Source organism: Pseudomonas sp. 910_23, from assembly GCF_052850795.1.
Genome location: NZ_VXCZ01000019.1, coordinates 94,304 through 117,127 on the forward strand (window position 1 = coordinate 94,304; position 22,824 = coordinate 117,127).

Genomic DNA, 22,824 nt, shown 5'->3' on the forward strand with positions numbered 1-22,824 from the left:
CGCTCCACCTTCAGAATTCGCCTGCGCGTCGCCCTTGGGACTTACCACCCGGTGTATCAAGGTGCAGGCGTAGCGCACGCGCCAAGGTATGGACGTTGCCCGGGTTGAGCATCGACATATGGCCACCGTCCACCGTGGCCACATGGGGGCTGGCGGTCAGGTAGGCGCAATAGCGCGCCAGGGTGTGGGGAAGACTGCTTGCGCCGAGAATGCTTTGCGCCGCGATGATCACGCAGGTGTCGCCGGTGAAGGTGTGGGTGGGGCGATAGTCGACACTCATGGCGATCTGCGCCGCCAGCCATGCACCCGGACCCTGTGCGGGGCCCTGGTTGAGGCTGGCATCACGCATCAGCTCGCGTACCTGCTTGAGGGACACCACGGCGCCTTTGTCCTGGGCGTCCAGCAGGCGTGCGCAGAGCGGTGTATCACCCAGGAAGTAGCGCAACTGCGCGCTGGTCAACACCTCACCTTGAAGCTCTTGAGGCACATAGAAAAAGCTGTCGAGCATGAACAACTGCACCTGGCGTCCGCGTGCCTGGAGTTCAACCGCCACCTCGAAAGCCACGCTGGCCCCAAAAGAGTGTCCGAGCAAACGGACGACGCCAGCGGGGCAGCGACGGGTGACGGTATGAACATGCGCAGCGACCATGCGCTGCATCGACAGGTCTGGCGGTGCCTGCGTATCCAGCGGTGGGTACTCCAGCACCTGCAACTGCGCGACATCGCCAAGGGCCGCGGCCAATGCATGAAAAGACTGCGCGCCCGCACCCGCGGCGGGGAAACAGAAAAGCCCTTGCTCGCCAGCGTGATTGAGCAGCGTCACGACCGGGGCGGGCTCACGCAACGGCGACGCAGGCATGCGGCTGAGCGCGGACGCTGGCGATTCCGCGCCCGCCAGCGAACGCCAATCCACGTCCAGGCCCTGGGACCACAGCTGCAATAACGGCAAGGTGCCGCCTTGATCCAGCCAGCCCTGCACTTGATCGGCCAGGCCTGGCAATGCCATGACGCGATTGAGCACACTGGCATCGACCTCGGCGTTACCCACTTGAGCGTAAGCGCTGTGCTCATCGGTTTGCAGATAGGCGCGCAACTGCTCGGCCAATGCCTCCAGGCTGACCACACTGAGCCCCAACCGTACGGGCATCAAGCCACTGCCGGCCTGGGTCACCCTGGCGAGGGTGTGCAGGTCCACGTCATGGTCGGCCTGGCCGTCGATCAGGTGCAACAAGTTGTCCGCCACCTGCCGTAACTGCGCCGCACTGCCGGCCGATAACAGCACCACGACCGGGCTTTGCCGGTCGGCCCGCTGCTCAGGCTCCGCCAGGGTAACCACGCGTTGAGGAGCCGGGCGCTCCTGCACCTGCGGCACCCGCAGCGAAGCCGGCTCTGCGCCATGGCGCTGCGCCTGTACCTGAGCCACCAAACCGGCCACGGTCGCATCTTCCAGAACACTCCCGGGGTCGAGTTCGACGCCGTAGGTACTGCTGATCTGTGCCAACAGTTGAGTCAGCAGTACCGAGTCGAAACCGAAGTCATGCAGATCGGTGTGCGGGTCGATATCGCCCGCGACGGTTTTCAACAATTGACACACCAATGCCACCAACTCATCGAGCAGCGCTGTATCAGCAATTACCCCACCGCCAGCGCTGGGCTGGCGCTCGATATCGGCACACGCCATCACCACCTGGATGTCGGCAATCGCGGTGGTCAATTCAACCACGTTGCCAAAAGCCTGGAACGTATCGGCGGCCAATTGGATATCGAAGCGTTCGTTGAGCAGCCCGGTCATTTGGACACTGCTCACCGAGTCCATCCCGTAGTCACTCCAGGGATCATCATCGCCGATGTCCTCCAAACGCACTTTGAGGGCCTCGGCGACCACTTCCCGCACGCCCTGGGCAACCTGCGCCCGGGTCAAGCCCGGTGCCGGCGGCTGCGATTCGGCCGTCCGCGCCCCTTGCAGGTGCGCCGCCAGTGCTTGCAGCGTCGGATGCTCAAACAGCGCCGCGGTACCCAGTTCGAGTGTGTAGGTGCGATTGATGGCGGTTGCCAGCTCGGTCAGCATCACCGAGTCAAAGCCCATGTCCGAAAATGCCGTGGTGTCGTCGATCTCTTGCGCGTCGACTTTGAGGATCTGCCCGACCAGCCCACGCAAAGTATCGCTTGGGTCCACCTGACTGCGCGGTGCCACGGCAGCGGCAACCCCCACGCCAAGCCCGGCTACCAGTGCCTCGAAGGTGGCGCCCTGCCCTGGCAGTACCAACCAGCGTGCGCCGCCTTGGTGGATGATATGGCGCAGCACCTGTAGTCCCTGCGTCGTCGCCAAAGGCCGCAGGCCGGTTGCCTTGGTCATCGCGCCCATGTGCTCAGGGCTCAACTGCATGCCTCCGTCCTCCCACAGCGGCCAGTCGATCGCGATGGTATGGCCCTGTCGAGTGCCGTCAGCCACCTGTCGATTACGATATTCAGCGAATTGATCCATGAACGCGTTGGCGCAGGCATAGTCGCTTTGACCCGCATTACCCAAGGCACCCGCGATGGAGGCAAAGGCCAGGAAGAACTCCAGGGGCTGGTCTTGCGTCGCGCAGTCCAGGTTCCACAGGCCGTCAACCTTGGGCAGCAACACCTGGCGCAGGTGCTCGGCCGATTTGTTCCTGAGCAACCCATCCTGACGACAGCCGGCGATGTGCAGCACACCCGTGAGCGATCCCACGCGAGCTGATACTTCCTGCACAAGTGCGCGTAAAGCTGTCGCGTCCGCGAGGTCGGCCGTGCGATGCAACACCTGCGCGCCCAAGCTCTCGAGTTGCTCGATATGGGCCGCCATGTCGTCATCCGGCACTCCACGCCCCACCAGTACCAGGCTCACGCCCTCTGCTGCGCGGGCGATATCCAGCGCGATGCTGCGTGCCAGGGCGCCAGAAGCTCCCGTGAGCAGGTAAACCCCCGTAGGTTTCCACGGCGCGGCACCCGGCTCGGCCGGCAGTTGTTCGTCAGGCCGGCGCTGCCAGCTGGCGCTGAACAGTTGACCATCACGACGGTGCAGGGCGAGTTCCGCATCTGCGGTGCAGGCGCTCTGCAGCAGTGGCGGCAACGCATCGCCCGGCTGCAGGTGGAGCAGTTGCACCCGCAATGAAGTTTGCTCGCGGGCAAATGATCGCAGCAGCCCGAACAACCCGGCGAACAGGCCTGAGCTATCGTCGTCGGCGACGACCAGTTGCGCCAGGCAACCTTGCCCGTCGTGCGGTAATTGGCGCAGGTGCTCGCTCAATGCTTGCGCGGCCCGGCAGTAGCGCTCAGGCAATATCAGCCCCTGATCATCGCCGGATTCGAGCAGTACGCATTGGGCTTGGGGAAAGTGCTCGGCAACCTGGGCGGCGTAAGCTTCGCTGCCCGGGCACAGGTAAATCCGGTGAGCGTGTGAAAGGCCGGCCCAAGCAGGTTCGACAAATGCCTCAAGGCCGGGTGTCATCAAGGCCAGGCTGGGCGGCGCAGGCGCTCGTGCCATGACCCGTGAGCGCAGGCCATGCAGATGCACACAGGGCTCGCCTTGAGCGTCGAACACCTCCACATCGAAGGCAAAGCTGCCACGACCGCCACCCGATGTGTGTGCAGTAAGCCTCACCCAGGCGGGTGTGCGCCTGGAACGGCCCAGGGTCAATTGCTCCAGGGAGAAAGGCACCTGGGGCCCTTGCGATGACTCACTGCCTGTGGTGAAACCCATGGCTGCCTGCAGTGCACTGTCGAGCAGACAAGGATGCAAGCGGAACTCATCACCCGGCTTGAGGAAGTCTGGCAAGCGCACATGCCCCAGCACTTGCTCGGCGCCGCCACGCAAGGCATGCAGGCCCTGATGGCCAGGGCCATATTCGATACCCACGGCGGCAAAATGGCGATAGAACTCGGTGGTCGACGCCGCGCCTTGCGCCAGCGCCGCGAGTGCGTTCACGTCCAGGTGGGCCAGGGGGGCGGGCTCTGCAGGCACCGACGCCTGGCCGCGGCAATAGACCTGGCGCACCGGTTCGCCCCCCGGCTCACGGGTAAGCCAGGCAAAGAACTCGAACTCCCAACCGCTGCCCTTGCGAGCCTGTTCCACAGCCAGGGTAAGGGTGACTGGATCGTTAAAGCACTCGAAGGGGCGCACCCACAGTATGCTGTTCAGGGCCAGGTCGGCTTGCCCAGAAACCCGCGAAAGCGCCGCCAGCGCCATTTCGAGGTAGACCACGCCCGGCAGCACCTTGCGCCCGTTGACACGGTGGTGGTCGAGAAAAAATTCGTCGCCGCAAAACTGCGCTTCAAATTGCTGGCTGTCACCTGCCGTGATCTGTCGTGACAGCAGCGGATGCGGGCCGTCGCCGGGTGCAGCGAAGCGCCCGAGCACTGCAGTCTGCGGCGCAGGTGGCACCCAGCAGCGTTCCCGAACGAACGGGTACAGCGGCAGGCTGATTCGGGCCGGCTGGAACCCTTGATACAACTGCGCCCACTCGACCTGACCGCCGCTGACCCAGTGACGCATCACCGCCTGGTTATCGTCCATGGCCGGCGATTGCACTGGCACCGCCGTTTCGCCCGCACGCAGGCGTACCGGCTTGAGCGCCTGGCCAATGAGCACGTCGGGATGCTGGGCCCCGTCTGCCAAGGCAACCAAGCGTTCCTTGAGCACCTGCACTGATTGGGCCGTGAACGCGGCCCGCGCGTCCAGGGCTTCGCGGCCCACCTGCAAGGTGTAGGCAAGATCATGCAAACCCGCCAGGTCGCAGGCCAGTGGCGTTTGCTCCAGGCGCCCCAGCAACAGCGCCGCTACCGCCTGCAGGCGCTCATGCGTGCGTGCCGACAGCACAATGAGGACGTCGCTCGGCAACGTCGGTACGTGGGTGTGGGCCTGCGCCTGGGGGGAATACTCCTCGACCACCAGGTGCGCGTTCGAACCGCCGGCACCAAATGACGAAATACCTGCACGGCGCGGCTGCACAGCATCGGCGGCGCCCTTGGGTAGCCAGGGCTCCAGGGTTTGTTGGACGTGAAACGGGCTGCCGGCAAAATCAATATTGCGATTGAGCTGCGTGGAGTGCAGCGACGGCACCAACTGGCGGTGCTTGAGCTGCAACAAGACCTTGGTCAGGCCGGCTATCCCCGCGGCGCTTTCACAATGGCCGATATTCGATTTGATCGAGCCGATGGCGCAGGTTTGCGGTTCAAAGCCGTCAGCTTCGAACACGGTGCGCAAACCTTCGATTTCGATCAGGTCGCCTAGGGCCGTGCCGGTGCCATGCGCTTCTATGTAGCTCAGGTCGCTGGACGCCAGGCCGGCCTGGTGCAACGCCGAACGCACGGCCACGGCCTGGGCCGACGATTTGGGCACGGTAAACCCGGTCGCCCGTCCGCCATGGTTGATTGAACTGCCCTTTATCACTGCATGGATACGGTCGCCGTCGGCGATGGCCTGGGGCAACGGTTTGAGCAACACGGCGCCCACGCCTTCGGCCGGCACATAGCCGTCGCCCCCTTGGCCAAAGGTCTTGCAGCAACCCACACTGGACGCGAAACGGCCCTGGGCATGCAGCAGGTACTTGTTGGGATGGATCGACACATTAACGCCACCGGCAATGGCGTACTCCGACTCGCCACTGCGCAGGCTCTGACACGCCAGGTGAATAGTGGTCAGCGAGGATGAGCACATGCTGTCGAGCGTGAGGCTGGGGCCGCGAAAATCACAGAAGAATGACACGCGGTTGGCGATGGAGGCAGGCAGTGCGGCGACCAGCGTCTGTGCGGTGCTGAAGGCGGTGTATTCGGTGTACTGAACGCCAACATAGACGCCAACCCGGCCTTTGGCGCTCAAGCTCTGGCGTGTGTAGCCGGCGTCCTCGAGCACGTGGTAGGCGCACTGCAGAAACAGGCGCTCCTGCGGGTCCATGATCTCGGCTTCACGCGGTGAAATGTTGAAAAAGCGCGGATCGAATTCATCGACTCCACGCAGGAAGCCGCCCCACTTGCTGTAGGTCTTGCCGGAGACACCCTTGGATGGGTCATAGATCGCGTCGTGGTCCCAACGTTGCGAAGGGACCGTGGTAATGCAATCGCGACCCAGCTTGAGGTTTTCCCAAAGCTCCTCGATATTTTCGGCCTGGGGATAGCGGCCCGCCAGCCCGATAATCGCAATGTCGAAAGCATGCGGGTGGGTATCCGACCCGGACGCATTGCCGGCATTCTCATTGCTGTCGAAGTCTTTGACCATGTTCAGTATCGACCCTTGGAGAATTCTTGAGGAATGGCCGCCAGGCGACCCCACATCATTCTCAACTTACAAGAATTCGATCCTGACCAAACCTATGAGCGGTTATAGGTTTGCCCACACAGCCAAGGTAGCCCGCCGGTTTCAGGCATCACTCACCCGTTGCAACAATGTCTGGCAGCGCAGCCCATCGGCATTGGCAGTCAACATCACCAGGCCGCCATGCACCTGCTGCGCACGCGCCTGGTAATCGCACAGGTTGATCAGCGAATCAGCGGAAAAACAATGCCCCACCCGCGTCACGTTATCCACATACAACTGTGTACCGCTCACCCCCTGCCGGCCCTCCTTGATCTTGAGCACTGGCAGGAACACGTTGCTGCACACCACCTGTTCCAGGTCCGCCGTATTAATCTGCTGGCGGTGCATAAACTGCTCATGCACCTCACGGAACAGCCGGGTGTCATCCTCCTTGGGGTCGTGTGCCAGCCCGGCATTTGACCTGGCCAGGCTGCCGAGCATCTCGAAGCCGCGGCGGCGCCCTGAAGTCACCAGGCAACTGGCAGCACCATCACTGAACAACGCGTAATGCTGGAACCGGAAAGCTTCGTCTTCGATACGATTGGCCGAGACCACCAGCACATTGTCCAGCCCGGCCAATACCTGGGCGCGGGCGACCTCAAGGCCTGCCAACAGCATGGTGCAATCGCCCCATGTCACGCCCAGCGGGAAGGCGCGATCCAGTTGCAGCTCGCGCAGCAGCGGCAGATAGTCCACCACCTGGCCCGACTCGAAATTGCTGCTGCACACCACCAGCGCATCAATGTCACAGCCCCGTAAGCCGCTGCTGGCCAATGTGCCAGCGACTGACTCAACCAGCAGTTCGCCGACCGAGCGTGTCGTACGCCAGTAGGTGCCCCAGCCAAACACACTGGCGAAATCGGGCATGCTGTGTTGCTTGCACACCGCCTCGAAAGAAGCCGCGTCGCGATAATCATGGGCCTGTTCACCCAGGACATAGGCGGTGGAGGCCAAATAGGCAGTTCTCATCGTTACTTACCTGCGACATTGAAAGTCATGGTTGCTACCGCTGCGCCAACACGTCTTCGACCACTGCGCAAGCGCTGTCAGCCGCCAAGGCGCCACTCTGCACCTGGTTCAGGATCGTATCGAGCAAGTCATCGGAGCTGTGTACAACCTGCACCCGGCGATCGACCTCATCCGCCAGGGACTTGAGCGTGGGCCAGGTGTAGATCGCGTCGGCCGCTAGTTGAATGGAAAAGTGCCGGCTGACCCCGCGCATCCATTGTGTGCCTGTGACCGAGTCCATTCCCAGGTCCAGGAACTGCGCGCCACTGCGCAACTGCCCAGGGTCGAGAAACAACAGTTCACCCAGGCTTTGCTTGAGGTAGTCCTGGATCGACTCGCGTTGCGCACTTGCCTGCGCGCCAGGCTGCGGTGCCGATGCCACTGGCTCGCGCTGGACCGGCGCAGCCGTTGCTTGAGTTGGCTGAAGCTGGGCGCCCACCCATTGCGTAAAGGCCTTGAATACCGGATAGGTATAAATGCCGTCGGCGGGAATCTTCAACTGGTAGTGCTTGTTGATTTCACGGATCCATTGCGCGGCGATCACCGAGTCCAGACCCAACTCCAGGAAGCGGCTCCCGTCGCGTATTTGGCCTGGCTCGCAATACAGCATGGCCGCCAGGCTCTGGCGCAGGAACTGTGCACATTCGTCGTCGGCCACTGGGACGACCGGCGCCGCCTTGGCCGCTAAAGGCGCGGGTTGGCTGAGTATCCGCGGCGCGGGCGGCACGATGGGTGCGCTATCAGCCACAGGCAAAGTATCCAGTGCACGCAGGCGAATCTTGCCGCCCTGCGCCACGGACGCCACAGACTCAACCGAGACCGCCACCTCACTCGGCGCCCAATAACGTTGCCGGGCAAACGGGTACGTCGGCAGGCCAAGGCGCGCTGGACGGTGCGAGTGATACAGCGGTGACCAGTCAACCGCTTCGCCTTGCACCCAGCGACGCAGGATGCCCCCCAAGTCAGCCTGGTCGAACATCTGCCGAATGGCGGCGCAGGCTTGCTCACTGGGACGCGTCGCCAGGCTGTGCGCCTCGGGCAGGCTGCCGGACCACCAGGACGGCCCCTCTAGCGCGCCATCGATAAAGGCGCGCAGCTCACGCACCAGTTCGTCGCCCGAAGTGACCAACAGCGCCACCCGCCACTCCCAGGCCTCGCGCCCCACTTGCAGCGTGTAGGCCAGGGCTTGCAGGTCTGGCTCGCGATTGGCCGCAGCGTCCAACCACCAGTCCACGAGCCGCTGCGCCACCTCCAGCAAGGCTTCGCGAGAGCGTGCAGAGAGAACGATGGGTAACGGCGCAGTCACTGTCATCGCCGCGTGAGCAGCTTGGGCCAGCGGCGCCTCGCTGACGATCAGGTGAGCATTGGCCCCGCCGGCGCCAAAGGAGGAAATGGCAGCCATGCGCAGGCCCGGGACGCCATCGGAGCCGAGCGGGCGCTCCCAGGGTGCCAGCGTACGCTGCACACGAAAGGGGGTTTCGCTGAAGTCGATATTGGGATTGAGCGTTTCAGCGTGCAGTGAGCTCACCAGCAGTCCGTGCTTCATTTGCAGCAATACCTTGGTCAGCCCGGCGATGCCCGCAGCGCTTTCGCAATGGCCGATATTGGACTTGACCGACCCCAAGGCGCAGAACTGCCGGTCCGGCGTGTAAGCACGCCACGCACGGGACAGGCCGGCCACCTCGATCGGGTCGCCCAACACCGTACCCGTGCCGTGAGCTTCTACATAACCGATCTGCCGCGGCTGCACGTTCGCCTGGCGCAAGGCACGGCTGATCACCGCGGCCTGGGCTGCCGGATTAGGCACTGCATAACCGTTGGTTCGCCCGCCATGGTTGATGGCACTCCCGCGAATCACTCCATAAATACGGTCGCCATCGGCCTGGGCCTGATGCAGCGGTTTAAGCAGTACAGCCCCCACACCCTCACTGGGCACGTAACCGCTGCCACTGGCACCGAAGCTTTCACAGCGGCCACGTCGGGAGGCAAATTTGCCTGCCCCCAGCATGAGGAACTTGGCGGGGTGAATCGATACATTCACGCCTCCGGCCAGCGCTACTTGGCATTCGCCACTGTGCAGGCTCTGGCAGGCCAGGTGAATAGTCGTCAGTGAGGACGCACACATCGCATCGATGGCCATGCTTGGCCCATGGAACCCGTTGACGAACGAAACGCGATTGGCAATCGACGATGGGCTCATGGACAGCACCAGCGGCCGCCCCTCGGCAGTCTGTTGCGCCCCATACAGTTGGTACTCTTCGTACGTTACGCCGACGAATACACCGACCATGCCCTCGGCATCTTCCTGACGGGCGCTGGCTGCCAGGCCCTGGCGGGTATAACCGGCGTCTTCAATGGCCTCGTGAGCGGTCTGCAGGAACAAGCGCTCCTGGGGCTCCATGGCCATCGCTTCACGCGGCGAGATACCGAAAAACGCCGGATCAAATTCAGCCACTCCATCAATGAACCCGCCCCAGCGCGCGTAGGTCTTGCCCGGCGCGTCTTCATCAGCGCTGTAATAACGGGAGTGGTCCCAGCGCTCGGTGGGAATCTCACTGATACAGTCGCGCCCTTGGCTGAGTACCTGCCAAAACTCTTCCAGGGTGCGGGCCTGGGGATAGCGCCCGGCAAGGCCGATGATGGCGACGTCAAAGCGTTGCGACGTCTCCTTGGCGGATGCAGGCGATTGCGCGGCGTCGGCCGGCACGGGGTCGTGGCTGGCAATACCGGCCACCCGCGCCTCATCGGGGCCTGACGCCAGCGTGCCCGCTACGTCGGCGACCAGCGCCACCAACGTCGATGCATGCTCGCGACACAGGTATGCGGCCAAGGCGCGCAGCGTCGAATACTCAAAGAACAAGGTTTTGGGCAGCGCGCCGAATTGCGCCTCCAGCGCGGCGGTGATCGTCATGACCATCATCGAGTCCAGCCCGTAGCGCTCCAGCGGCTCATCACTGTCCAGACGATCCTCCGGCCATTGCACCACAGGGGATAGCACCCGTTTGAGCACTTGCAACGCATGCTCGAGCAGCACTTGCGCTGAGGCGGTGCCGGCCACGGCACGCGGCGCAGTGCCGGCGTGTAGCTGGGCAGGCAGGTGGGCCACCAGATCGTCGAGGCAACGCACTTGCCGATAAACCAATGGCGACACCTCAAGCCCGCATTCGCGATCAAGTGCCTGGATCAATTGATTAAAGCGCGCCTGATCCAACCCATAGCTGTCAAAGTCGTGGTCACCCTCAAGCTCGCTGGTCGCGATGCCGAGCACTTGCCCCGCCAACCTTTTCACCACGTCAAGCATGCGTGTATCAGCGGGCAGCGTCGCCTCGTTCGACAGCGGATGCAGACGCCGGCGCAGGCGCTGTTCATCCCCTTCTATCACCACGATTCGGCACGCATCACTGTCCATCACTTGATGAAACGCCGCAACGCCGTGTTCGCGACTCAACGGGATCATGCCCGACTCACGCTCCAGCAACGCACTGGCCTGTGCATCCAATTGCATGCCGCCGTCGCGCCACAGCCCCCAGGCAATCGAAACGGTTCGGCCTCGACGCTCGCCCATCTGGACCTGCTGGGTGCGCTGTTCGGCGAACCCATCCATGAAGCCGTTGGCCGCCGCGTAGAACGCCTGGCCCGGGTGCCCGACGGCTGCCGCGGCGGATGAAAACAGCACGAAACAGTCCAGGTCGCAGTGACGCGTCGCCTGATCGATCGACCAGGTACCGCCCACCTTGGCCGCCAGCACCCCATCGCCGTGTTGGTGTTTGAAATTGCGCAAGAACTCATCGCGCAGCGTTCCTGCACAATGCAGCACACCATTGAGCGCACCGTACTGGGCTTGCACATCAGCCACGAGCCGTTCGGTAGCCACCTCGTCACTGATATCGACTTGCTCATAGCTGACCTGGCCGCCCATGCGCCGCAGGGCATCCAGCCGATCCTGGCCGGCCTGGCCCAAGGGGGAGCGCCCCAGCAGTACCACGGTTGCGCCTTCGACACGGCTGAGAATATCGGCGGCGAAACACTGCGCCAACCCGCCCATTCCCCCTGTCAGCAGATAGACACCCGCGTTCTTCCACCTACAGCGGTGCGTATCATCCAGTACTGTCGCCTGCGTCCACTGACGGGCATGGCCACCTTGAGCGTCGAACCGCAACCACGGATGAACCTCCAGGGCCGCAGCCTGCTCCACGGCGTGCCGAACCTGCGTAAAAGTGAAGCTCTGGTCGATTTCAACCAACTGCGTTCGCAGCTTGCTGCTTTCAAGTTGCGCCGACCTCAGCAGCCCATGAATGCCACTCAGCCACGCAGACCGATTGACGGGTATTACCACTTGTACCGAGATAACTTCGTGCGCCGCATCGACAATGATCTGGCGCAAATGCTCAGCAATTTGCCCGACACAGTGCACGTAGCGTTCTGTCGGCAAGCCCTTTGGCGTCAGCACCTGCCAACCTGGATGATCCGACCGTTCTCCAGGCCACTCACACAGGATGACGTGGCGCCGCCGAGGCGCCGCCGCCGCAGGTGAGGCCTGCACCGGCTGCCAGCGCGGGCGCACCAATAATGTCGCGGCGGTGGTAGGTGGTACGGGCGCCCTGCCAGGCTGCGCCGGGGGCCGGGCCACGCTGCCAAGAGGCACCAGTTGCGGTGCCCTGGGGATGGGTTCACGGTCGAACGAATAGCCCGGCAAACTGATACGACGGGCAGTACCCGGCGCCACCAGGCGCGCCCAGTCGATCACCTCCCCCGCTCTCCATAACTGGGCTAATTGCGCCCATTTGCTCTCGGCATACCACTGATCAAGCAACGTCATCGCTGATTCATCTTGACCGAACAAACTCAGGCGGTCGGCGTCCTTGAGCGTCGTGGACTGCACGCCCGGGTGGGCCTCACCGGCACAATAGCGACGCAATGCATCCATGAGGTCGGCAGTCGACGTGGCGATGCAACTCAATCGCGCATTCATGGCCTGGCGGCCCACCTGCAGCGTGTAGGCAATGTCACGCAAGGGCAGCGACGGATTGCGTTCCAGAAACACTAACAAGGTGTCAACTTGTCGTACAAGTGCAGCCTCATGGCGTGCCGAAAGGACAATCAGGTAGTCGGCCCGCACATCTTCGGCGGGTTCGGCACGCACAGGGGCCTGGCGCAGGATCACGTGGGCATTGGCACCGCCGGCACCGAAGGATGACAGGCATGCAATGCGCTCTTGCGCGCCCTCGCCGTCGACGTCCCACGGTTCCAGCGCCTGAGGCACGCGAAAAGGCGAGAGGCTGGCGTCGATATCCGGGTTCATCTGCTGCGAATGCAGCGACGGCGCGATTTGCCCGTGGCGCATCTGCAGGAGGACCTTGCTCAGGCCGGCAATACCAGCCGCAGCTTCAAGATGGCCGATGTTGCTCTTGACCGACCCCAGGCGACAGAAGCCGGTGCGCTCGGTGTCCTGGCGAAACGCCTCGACCAGGCCGCGAAATTCGATGGGATCGCCCAGCGCCGTACCGGTGCCGTGGGCCTCCACATAGGTAACCTGGTCAGCACTGACGCCGGCCCGGTCCAATGCCAGGCGAATCATGGCGCGCTGGGCTTCGGGGTTGGGCACCGTGTAGCCATTGGCTTTGCCGCCATGGTTGACCGCACTGGCGGCGATGACGCCGTGAACCATATCACCGTCCGCCAGCGCGCGTTCCAGCGGCTTTAGCAACAGCGCCCCCACTCCTTCGCCGGGCACAAACCCATTGGCCCCCGCACCGAACGCTCGCGACTTGCCATCGGCGGATAACACGCCCAGTCGTGCGAACTCGGCAAAGGTGGAAGGGTGGGTGTAGGCATTGACGCCACCGACAACCGCCACGGTGCACTCGCCTGCCTGCAAGTGCAGGCAGGCCTCATGCACCGCGGTCAGCGAAGAAGAACAGGCGGTATCCACGGGCAGGCTAGGCCCGGTAAACCCGAAGCGATAAGACACGCGGTTGGCGATCGAAAAAAACGAATCTTTATAGTTATCGTGCCCGGCCTTGGACACTCCCACGAACACGCCGACCTTCTCCTGCTCCAGAGACGCAGGCGTATACCCGGCATCTTCCAGGGCATGCCATGCGCACTGGATGAATTGACGTTCCTTGGGGTGCATGTAGGTGGCTTCGGCCAGGGAAAAGTTAAAGAACATTGGGTCGAAGTCATCCAGGCCTTCGATGAAACCACCCCATTTACCGTAGCTTTTACCCTCTTGGATCGCACGCTGGCGGTCCGCGTTAAAATGCTCGTCAAGGCTCCAGCGTTGCTCGGGCACGGTTTCGATGCAGTCCCCTGCGTTTGCCAGGCAATCCCAGAACGCCGACAAATCCGCTGACTTGGGATATACCCCGGCCATGCCGATTATCGCGATCTGCCCACGCGCGCCCGGACTGGGCAGGTGGTAAGGGGCGGCAATGCGCTGCGCAGGCGCGCAAGCCAGCCAGGCCACCAGTCGCGCCGGCGTAGCGTGCTCGAACAGTACCGCTGGCTCGACCACGATGTCCTGGTCGCGCATATGCCGGCAGAGTTGACGCACCATCATCGAATCAAAACCCAACTCACTGAACTGCGCGTCCAGATCCAGTGATGCCGCAGGCTGTTCCAGCGCTTGGGCCAATGCTTCACGTACCGCTTGCTCGGCGGCGTCCGGGCTCCAGGCTCGGCGCCCTGTACGCGATGTACCAGGAGCCGGATACGCCGCCATGGGTGCAGGCGCGTCATACCAGAACGACTGGGTATCAAAGGGGGTCGTCGGCAGGGGCACCCGTGGTGCGCGGGTGGCCTTCGCCATCGGGCGCTCACCCGCCAGCCAGAGCTCGGCCCAAGGGTCAAGCGCCGCGTCCGTAGGCGCTGCGACATCCTTGGCGAAGACAACTGCGCCCGTAAGATCGCCCGTGTGTAACTGGGCTAGCACATCGAGCAAGCCTGGGCGCTCCATGGCCACGATGACCACGGCGGCGGCAAATTTCTCGCGCCCGAATTTGAGCGTGTCGCTGACACTTTCCAGGCACAGCGTCGGCTCATCGATCAAGGCCTGGTGCATTTGTGCCGCGAGCAGCGCCAGCAGCGCCGGGGTCGGCGCGCTAAGGGGGAACAGCAATGGGGCCTGACTCGGCACCACACGACCGGGCGCTTGGTGCACGTATTCTTCGACTAAAATGTGTGCGTTGTTTCCGCCTGCGCCATAGGAATGCAAACCCGCCAGGCGCGGGGTAGCCTGGCGTGGCCAATCAACGGTATGGGTAGCGAGCCTGCAAGGCTGTCCGGCGGTATGCAGGTGGAGATTGGGCTGCTCAAAGTCGAGGATTTTATGAATCTTTTCGGTCTGCAAGCTGCGGATGATCTTGAATAGCGCGCCAATGGCTGAAGCGGCATGCATATGTCCGCTCATCGGCTTGAGCGTGCTGATAGCGCACTGGCCTTCCTGCAACTGCACGCCTTGCTCCCGTCCCAAGGCCAGCAAGCCATGATTAAGGGCATCCCACTCAGCGATATCTGCCACGGGGTTGCCCATGCCCTGGGCTTCGATGTAGCTGACGTGGCGTGGATCGATCCCCGCCCGTCGGTAGCAATCCTGTACCAGGCTTGAATGTGCGGACACACTGGGCGCAGCGATTGACGCCGCGTCGCCGCCGTTGTAATTGACCGCCGTATTGCGGATCAGCCCATAAATATGATCGCCGTCGGCCTCAGCCTTCGACAACGGCTTGAGCAACAGGCTGCACACGCCTTCGCCGCGCAGGTAGCCGTCAGCGCCGGCGCCGAAGGATCTCACGGTCGGTTCGGGGCTCATTTGCCCGCTTTGCGACAACGTCACGAACACGTCCGGGCGCAGCAGCAAGTTGCAGGCACCGACGATCGCAGCATTGATCTGGCCACTGCGCAGCGCGGTGACCGCGTGATGAAGCGCGACGGCACCGCCGGCACACATCGCATCGATTCGTTCGCTTGGCCCACGCAGGTCATAGAAATGTGACACCCGGTTGGCGAGCATACTGGCCGCCTGGTCCAGCCCTTCGCCGGGATCAATCTGGGCCTGGAGCAGGTTGAGGTGGTATTCGTTACGCTCGGCGGCGATAAATACACCGGTGGCCGAGCCTTTCCAGTCAGTGTGGCGATAACCGGCGTCTTCAAACGTCTGGCGCACCGACATCAGCAACAAGCGTTGTTGCGGATCCATCTTGCGCGCCTCCGCCGGCAACATGCCAAAAAAGACCGGATCGAATTGATCGATGGCGGGTATAAACCCGCCCCAACGGGTGCGCATTTTCCCTTCTTCAATATTCGATCCGGCGTACCAGGACGTGAAGTCAAAGCGCGTCGCCGGGATCTCCTCGATCAACGAACGATCATCATCCAGCGCCTGCCAGAACTGACGTACGCTAGCCGACTGCGCGACGTTGGCGGACAACCCGATGATCGCCACCGGTTCAGGAAAGGACGGGGCAGGCTGGGCCTTGAGCGAGGCATTGATGGCGGCGGCGAGGCGAGCTTTCTTGCGTTCGATATTCACTGTGCTGACCGCTCCTGGAACGAGGCTACGAGTTGTTCAAGGTAGGGCAAGGACTGATGCACCACGGCGTAGTCCACGCCGAAATCCATCAGGCAGGCAATCTCATCGATGCCGGTCTCAAGCACTTGGCCGACTCGATACCGAACCTCATCGACCGTCCCGAACAACGCGCCGGTTTCGTAATACCGCTCAAATGCGTATTGCAGGACGTTTTCCTGCTCTGTGGCATCCAGGGGACGACCGTCAGGCGTCGCCCGTGCTTTCATGTGGGCTACCAGTGAGCTGCGGATATAGTCTTTGAACGGTGCTTCGACAGCTCGGCGAACCCAGGCGCTATCGGGCCCGACCAGGGTATGCAGCATAAGGGTGACGCGCCCGGAAGCCGGGTCGAATCCCGCATCGCGGCGCGCTTGGCGATAAAGCCCAATTTTTTCGGCCAGGTCCGGCAGGTCAATGCCGTACAACATCGTGAAGACGTTGAAACCCGCCTTGCCAGCGGCAATGAACGACTCTGTATTCTTCGCTACCAGGATCCAGACATTCAGGCTGGTCTGTAGGGGTCGGGGAAAGGTGACGACCGACACTGGATCGCCACCAGGCCCCGGGAATGAAAGGCGCTCACCCGCCCATAAGCGACGTACCTGCTCGATGCGTTGCCACATCACCTCGCGCCGGTCCTCGTAGGCGTGCGGCGCCAAGAGAAAATCAGGCCGGCTCCAACCTGAGCCGAACCCAAGGTCTACCCTTCCGCCAGAGAGTACATCGTTCATCGACCAACTTTCGACCACGCGCGCCGGGTGATGCAGGGGCAAACTGATGCCTGCGGTGCGAAAACGAATGTGTCGGGTTTGGGGGATGAGTGACGCCGCCATTACTGCGGAATCGGGGTAAATCGCGCCAAACTCGTGGAAATGACGCTCAGGAAAATACACGGCCTCAAAACCCTGCGCATCGCCAAACAACGTCAACGACCGAGCGAACTCATATTTCTCGCTTGCGCTGATGTCTTCGCGCACATCGGAAAAAAACAACAGGCTGAAGGCAGGCTGACGCGGCGCACGCGCAGCGTTCGTCACACCCAGGCCGAGTAATTGTTCAACTGACATGTCTTGAGGCCTCTTGTAGATACATCGGGTTCACGCCACCACAGACGGTCGGCTGAAACACTGTTCCAGTTCGAAGAACTGCGGCTTCATAAACGCCAGGGGGCCACGTAACTTGTCCAGCTCCTCTCGGGGCCCATGCACTTCATAGCGAACAATTGAAGCCAGGTGAAACGCCTCGGAATTCAGCTCAGCGATATTGACCAAGTGGTTCAAAAGCCCTTGGGCATCGCTGTAGACCTCCCGGCAATGGCCTTGGGTGCCATTGAAGCTGAAACCGTAGTACAGGCATCCGGGCTCTTTAGAGGTCTTTTCGATAAACACGGCGCAATACGCCTTGAACGCTTCAAGGTGACGTTCGGGGATTTCGAAATAAGGCATGGCCATGCAGGTGCGATTCATCTTCGGCCGTTCCGTTAGAACCAATGTCCACGAGACCTTACCGCAGCAAGACGAACTGGCACTCCTATCAGCACTTAGGATTGACAAGGTTCTTCAATAGGGATAAAGGCTGCGCACGAACCCTGGAGGCGTGACGATTGACAGCGCAGGATTGGCGACCCAAATAAGACGATGAGGACGCTAGGATGGGCGAGCGAACGCTATGGTTGGAGAGGAACGGCGAGAAAAAATCCGGGCACAAAAAAAGCGGCCAATGGCCGCTTTGTTCGTAGTTTCCAGGTGTTCAGTGGGCCTGGAAGCAAAATATGGCGCAGCGGACGGGACTCGAACCCGCGACCCCCGGCGTGACAGGCCGGTATTCTAACCGACTGAACTACCGCTGCGCGTAACACTTGAAGCGAATGGTGGGTGATGACGGGATCGAACCGCCGACCCTCTGCTTGTAAGGCAGATGCTCTCCCAGCTGAGCTAATCACCCTTCGTTTCGGTGTGGGCGCATCATACACCAAAAAATCGTAATGTCTTGATTTAAATGCAATTTATTTAAAAAAGTTCCGCGTACGATTTTTTGCCATATTCCGGACAAAGAAAAGCCCGCGATTAAGCGGGCTTTCTGTGGTGACCTGGCGTTCAGCGTTCCAGGTGACCGAATATGGCGCAGCGGACGGGACTCGAACCCGCGACCCCCGGCGTGACAGGCCGGTATTCTAACCGACTGAACTACCGCTGCGCGTAACACATGAAGCGAATGGTGGGTGATGACGGGATCGAACCGCCGACCCTCTGCTTGTAAGGCAGATGCTCTCCCAGCTGAGCTAATCACCCTTCGTTTCGGTGTGGCGCGCATTCTACGTAGCGACCCCATGTCTGGCAAGCACTTTCTTAAATCTTTTTTTTCAGCCCTTCCAATGGCTTAGGCAGGGTTGGCCTACGGCGTGATCAAGAGAATAATGCCCCCCTTTGTATAGAGGAGAGACTCACCCCATGTGGTTCAAGAACCTGCTTATCTATCGCCTGACCCAAGATCTGCCTGTTGATGCCGAGGCGTTGGAAGCGGCCATGGCCACCAAGCTGGCGCGCCCGTGTGCAAGCCAGGAGTTGACCACTTACGGTTTCGTCGCACCCTTCGGTAAAGGTGAAGACGCTCCCCTGGTTCACGTCAGCGGAGATTTTTTGCTGATCGCCGCGCGCAAGGAAGAACGCATCCTGCCAGGTAGCGTGGTGCGTGACGCACTGAAAGAGAAAGTCGAAGAGATCGAAGCCGAGCAAATGCGCAAGGTCTATAAGAAGGAGCGCGACCAGATCAAGGATGAAATCATCCAGGCCTTCCTGCCGCGTGCCTTTATTCGTCGCTCGTCGACCTTTGCTGCGATCGCGCCGAAACAGGGCCTGATCCTGGTCAACTCGGCCAGTCCCAAGCGTGCCGAAGATCTGCTGTCGACCTTGCGTGAAGTGATCGGCACCCTGCCCGTCCGTCCGCTGACGGTAAAAACCGCACCGACCGCAATCATGACCGACTGGGTCACTACCCAGAAACCGGCCGATGACTTCTTCGTCCTCGACGAATGCGAACTGCGCGACACCCATGAAGACGGCGGCATCGTGCGCTGCAAGCGCCAGGACCTGACCGGCGAAGAGATCCAACTGCACCTGACCACCGGCAAGGTCGTGACCCAACTGTCCTTGGCGTGGCAGGACAAGCTGTCCTTCATGCTCGATGACAAGATGACCGTCAAACGCCTGAAATTCGAAGACCTGCTGCAAGACCAGGCGGAACAGGACGGCGGCGACGAAGCCCTGGGCCAACTGGATGCCAGCTTTACCTTGATGATGCTGACCTTCGGTGAGTTCCTGCCGGCGTTGGTGGAAGCGCTGGGCGGGGAAGAAACCCCACAGGGCATCTAAACAACACCGATCCAATGTGGGCACGGTCAGTGTGGGAGCTGGCTTGCCTGCGATAACGGAGTGTCAGCCAGAGTAGTGCCGACTGATACACCGCTATCACAGGCAAGCCAGCTCCCACATTTGATCGCGTCGCCCTATTCAACACTCTAATAACAAGGACATCCCCATGCGTGCACTCGCTGCCTTGAGCCGCTTCGTCGGCAATACCTTCGCCTACTGGGTGTTGATATTTGCCGTGCTCGCCTTCCTCGAACCCAGCTGGTTCATCGGCCTGAAAAGCGCCATCGTCCCGCTGCTGGGCCTGGTGATGTTCGGCATGGGGCTGACCTTGAAACTTGAAGACTTCGCCGAAGTCGCTCGCCATCCATGGCGCGTGGCCTTGGGCGTGGTCGCGCATTTTGTGATCATGCCGGGCGTGGCATGGTTGTTGTGCCAGGTCTTTCACCTGCCGCCGGAAATTGCCGTCGGCGTGATCCTGGTCGGCTGCTGCCCAAGCGGCACCTCGTCCAACGTGATGACCTGGCTGGCCCGCGGCGACCTGGCGTTGTCGGTGGCGATTGCCGCCGTCACCACCCTCCTCGCCCCACTGCTCACACCTGCGTTGATCTGGCTACTGGCCTCGGCCTGGCTGCCGGTATCGTTCATGGAGCTGTTCTGGTCGATCCTGCAAGTGGTGCTGCTGCCGATTGTGCTCGGCGTGGTGGCGCAACGGGTGCTGGGCGAGCGGGTTCGTCATGCGGTGGACGTGCTGCCGCTGGTGTCGGTGGTCAGTATTGTGATCATCGTCGCGGCAGTGGTTGCCGCAAGCCAGGCGAAGATCGCCGAATCGGGCCTGCTGATCATGGCGGTGGTGATGCTGCACAACAGCTTCGGTTACCTGCTGGGCTATTTCACCGGGCGCCTGTTCAAATTGCCCTTGGCGCAACGCAAGTCGTTGGCCCTGGAAGTGGGCATGCAGAACTCCGGGCTGGGTGCCGCGCTGGCCAGTGCGCACTTTTCGCCGCTGGCGGCGGTTCCCAGTGCGTTGTTCAGTGTCTGGCACAATATTTCCGGCGCATTGCTGTCGACGTATTTCCGCCGCATGAGCGAAAAGGAAGACCGTCGCGCCCTGGAAACCGCCCCGTAAGCTTGATCGCCTGATCCATTTTCGGCACTCTACCAAGCTTCGCGAGGACGACCTCGCGACGCTATCAAGCGCTTACCAGGGGACGACCCCACTTTGTAGAAGCGAGGTCATCATGTCCTGGATCATTCTGTTTTTTGCCGGGTTGTTTGAAGTTGGCTGGGCCGTCGGCCTGAAATACACCGACGGTTTCAGCAAGCCACTGCCCACCGCCCTGACGATTGCCGCCATGGCCGTCAGCCTTGGGTTGCTGGGGCTGGCCATGAAAGAGCTGCCGCTGGGCACCGCCTATGCGATCTGGACAGGCGTAGGTGCCGTGGGCACTGTGATTGCCGGGATTATCCTGTTTGGGGAGTCCATGGCGTTGTTTCGGTTGGCGAGTGTGGCGTTGATTATTTGCGGGCTGATTGGGCTCAAAATTTCCACTTAAGCCACTACGCTATCGCAGGCAAGCCAGCTCCCACATTTGACTGTATTCACAATTCAAAAGGTGGGAGCTGGCTTGCCTGCGATGAGGCCCTGACAAACAACGAAAACTACCTGACACTCCCCCGCAAACCACCCACTACTGCCTGCAACTGCACTGGCGTTGCCGCCTCCACAACAATCGGCTCACCCGCCACCAACACCACCCGCGACCAGATCCGATGAAAGAAGCCCTTGTGCGGATCGCGACTGAAGAAACTCCCCCACAGCCCCTGCAACGCCATCGGAATCACCGGCACCGGTGTCTCCTCCAGAATGCGCGTCACCCCACCACGAAATTCATTGATCTCGCCATCGGCCGTCAGCTTGCCTTCCGGGAAGATGCACACCAACTCACCTTCCTTCAGATACTGGGCGATCCGCGCGAACGCCTGTTCGTAGATCTGCATATCCTCATGGCGCCCGGCAATCGGAATCGCCCCGGCGGTGCGGAAGATAAAGTTGAGTACCGGCAAACGGTAGATCTTGTAGTACATGACAAAGCGAATCGGCCGACGCACCGCGCCGCCGATCAACAGCGCATCGACAAACGACACATGGTTGCACACCAGCAACGCCGCGCCTTCATCCGGAATAGCCTCCAGGTTGCGATGCTCCACGCGGTACATGGAATGGCTGAGCAGCCAGATCATGAAGCGCATGGTGAATTCGGGGACGATCCTGAAGATGTAGGTGTTGACCGCAATATTGAGCAGCGACACCACCAGGAACAACTCGGGGATCGACAGCTTGGCCACGCTCAACAGCAGGATCGAAACGATGGCCGAGACCACCATGAACAATGCGTTGAGAATGTTGTTGGCCGCGATAACCCGTGCCCGTTCGTTCTCGGCGGTGCGCGATTGGATCAGCGCATACAGCGGCACAATATAGAAGCCACCGAATACGCCCAGGCCGAGGATATCGAACAACACCCACCAGGCCTGGCCGTAGCTGAGCACCGCGAGCCAATCGTTGGCCTGGACGTTCTGCGGGAAGCCGCCGGAGTGCCACCACAGGAGCAGGCCGAACACCGTCAGGCCAAACGAGCCGAACGGCACCAGGCCGATTTCCACCTTACGCCCGGAAAGCTTTTCGCAGAGCATCGAGCCCAGGGCGATGCCCACGGAAAACACAGTGAGGATCAGGGTCACCACGGTTTCGTCGCCGTACAACCACTCCTTGGCGTACGCCGGGATTTGCGTGAGATAGATCGCACCGACAAACCAGAACCACGAGTTGCCGACAATGGAACGCGACACCGCCGGCGTCTGCCCCAGGCCCATGCGCAACGTCGCCCAGGACTGGGTGAAGATATTCCAGTCCAGGCGCAGTTGCGGCGTCGAAGCCGCCGCGCGCGGGATGCTGCGGCTGGCAAGGTAGCCCAGCACCGCCACGCCGACAATCGCCACCGCCACCACCGGCGCGTAATGGGTGGAAGACATCATGATCCCGGCACCAATGGTGCCGGCCAGGATCGCCAGGAACGTGCCCATTTCCACCAGGCCGTTACCGCCGACCAGCTCGTCGTCGTGCAATGCCTGAGGCATGATCGAGTACTTCACCGGGCCGAACAGCGCCGAGTGGGTGCCCATGGCAAACAGCGCCAACAGCATCAATTCAAGATGATTGGTCAGGAAGCCCGCCGCGCCGACGGCCATGATCACGATCTCGCCGATCTTGATCGCACGGATCAACGCGTCCTTGTTGAATTTCTCGCCAAACTGCCCGGCCAACGCCGAGAAGAGGAAGAACGGCAGGATAAACAACAAGGCGCACAGGTTGACCCAGATAGAGCGGTCGCCCTCGATGCTGAGCTTGTAAAGGATGGCCAGGATCAGCGATTGCTTGAAGATGTTGTCATTGAACGCGCCCAGTAACTGGGTGATGAAAAACGGCAAGAAACGCCGCGTGCGCAGCAAGGTGAATTGGGAAGGATGGCTCATCGTCGTCCGTGTTCCTGCGT

At 61.6% G+C, this 22,824-nt stretch carries 9 protein-coding genes and 4 tRNA genes; 3 read left to right on the forward strand and 10 right to left on the reverse strand.

The annotated features are described in order from the left end of the window. Window positions 1-10: 10 nt before the first annotated feature. The 9 genes from FW800_RS21425 to FW800_RS21465 form a co-directional block, all read right to left on the reverse strand. Window positions 11-6,241: an SDR family NAD(P)-dependent oxidoreductase gene (locus FW800_RS21425; RefSeq protein WP_446438416.1), complete on the reverse strand. Its 6,231-nt coding sequence runs from the start codon at window positions 6,239-6,241 to the stop codon at window positions 11-13. A 141-nt stretch (window positions 6,242-6,382) separates the two neighbouring features. Beyond that, entirely contained in the window at window positions 6,383-7,288 is a 906-nt protein-coding gene (locus FW800_RS21430) for a hypothetical protein (RefSeq protein ID WP_446438417.1), read from the reverse strand. A 34-nt stretch (window positions 7,289-7,322) separates the two neighbouring features. Then, window positions 7,323-15,860 (reverse strand): SDR family NAD(P)-dependent oxidoreductase, encoded by an 8,538-nt coding sequence (locus FW800_RS21435; RefSeq protein WP_446438418.1) that lies wholly within the window; start codon window positions 15,858-15,860, stop codon window positions 7,323-7,325. Further along, on the reverse strand, window positions 15,857-16,966 hold the full coding sequence (locus tag FW800_RS21440) for a MupA/Atu3671 family FMN-dependent luciferase-like monooxygenase (RefSeq protein ID WP_446438419.1): 1,110 nt from the start codon (window positions 16,964-16,966) through the stop codon (window positions 15,857-15,859). Before FW800_RS21440 ends, FW800_RS21435 begins: the two co-directional genes overlap by 4 nt. A 30-nt stretch (window positions 16,967-16,996) precedes the next feature. Beyond that, entirely contained in the window at window positions 16,997-17,365 is a 369-nt protein-coding gene (locus FW800_RS21445; protein ID WP_032877032.1) for a putative quinol monooxygenase, read from the reverse strand. Between the two features lie 306 nt (window positions 17,366-17,671). Further along, window positions 17,672-17,748 (reverse strand) — tRNA-Asp (locus FW800_RS21450). Between the two features lie 19 nt (window positions 17,749-17,767). Beyond that, window positions 17,768-17,843, reverse strand: a tRNA-Val gene (locus tag FW800_RS21455). Between the two features lie 175 nt (window positions 17,844-18,018). After that, a tRNA-Asp gene (locus FW800_RS21460) sits at window positions 18,019-18,095 on the reverse strand. Window positions 18,096-18,114: 19 nt separating this feature from the next. Beyond that, window positions 18,115-18,190: transfer RNA gene (locus tag FW800_RS21465), tRNA-Val, on the reverse strand. Between the two features lie 159 nt (window positions 18,191-18,349). On the opposite strand from FW800_RS21465, the gene rdgC reads away from it, so the two are divergent. The 3 genes from rdgC to sugE all read left to right on the forward strand — a co-directional run bounded on the left by rdgC (window position 18,350) and on the right by sugE (window position 20,823). Continuing rightward, window positions 18,350-19,270, forward strand: a complete 921-nt coding sequence (gene rdgC, locus FW800_RS21470) for a recombination-associated protein RdgC (RefSeq protein WP_003172886.1) — start codon at window positions 18,350-18,352, stop codon at window positions 19,268-19,270. 166 nt (window positions 19,271-19,436) lie between these two features. Further along, window positions 19,437-20,396, forward strand: a complete 960-nt coding sequence (locus tag FW800_RS21475) for a bile acid:sodium symporter family protein (protein WP_032877033.1) — start codon at window positions 19,437-19,439, stop codon at window positions 20,394-20,396. 112 nt (window positions 20,397-20,508) lie between these two features. Continuing rightward, window positions 20,509-20,823 carry a quaternary ammonium compound efflux SMR transporter SugE gene (gene sugE / locus FW800_RS21480; RefSeq protein WP_010211634.1) on the forward strand — a complete coding sequence of 105 codons (315 nt, stop codon included), beginning with the start codon at window positions 20,509-20,511 and terminating at the stop codon, window positions 20,821-20,823. Window positions 20,824-20,929: 106 nt separating this feature from the next. Here sugE and FW800_RS21485 read toward each other — a convergent pair whose 3' ends face one another. Beyond that, window positions 20,930-22,804, reverse strand: a complete 1,875-nt coding sequence (locus FW800_RS21485; protein ID WP_032877034.1) for an MFS transporter — start codon at window positions 22,802-22,804, stop codon at window positions 20,930-20,932. Window positions 22,805-22,824 lie beyond the last annotated feature (20 nt).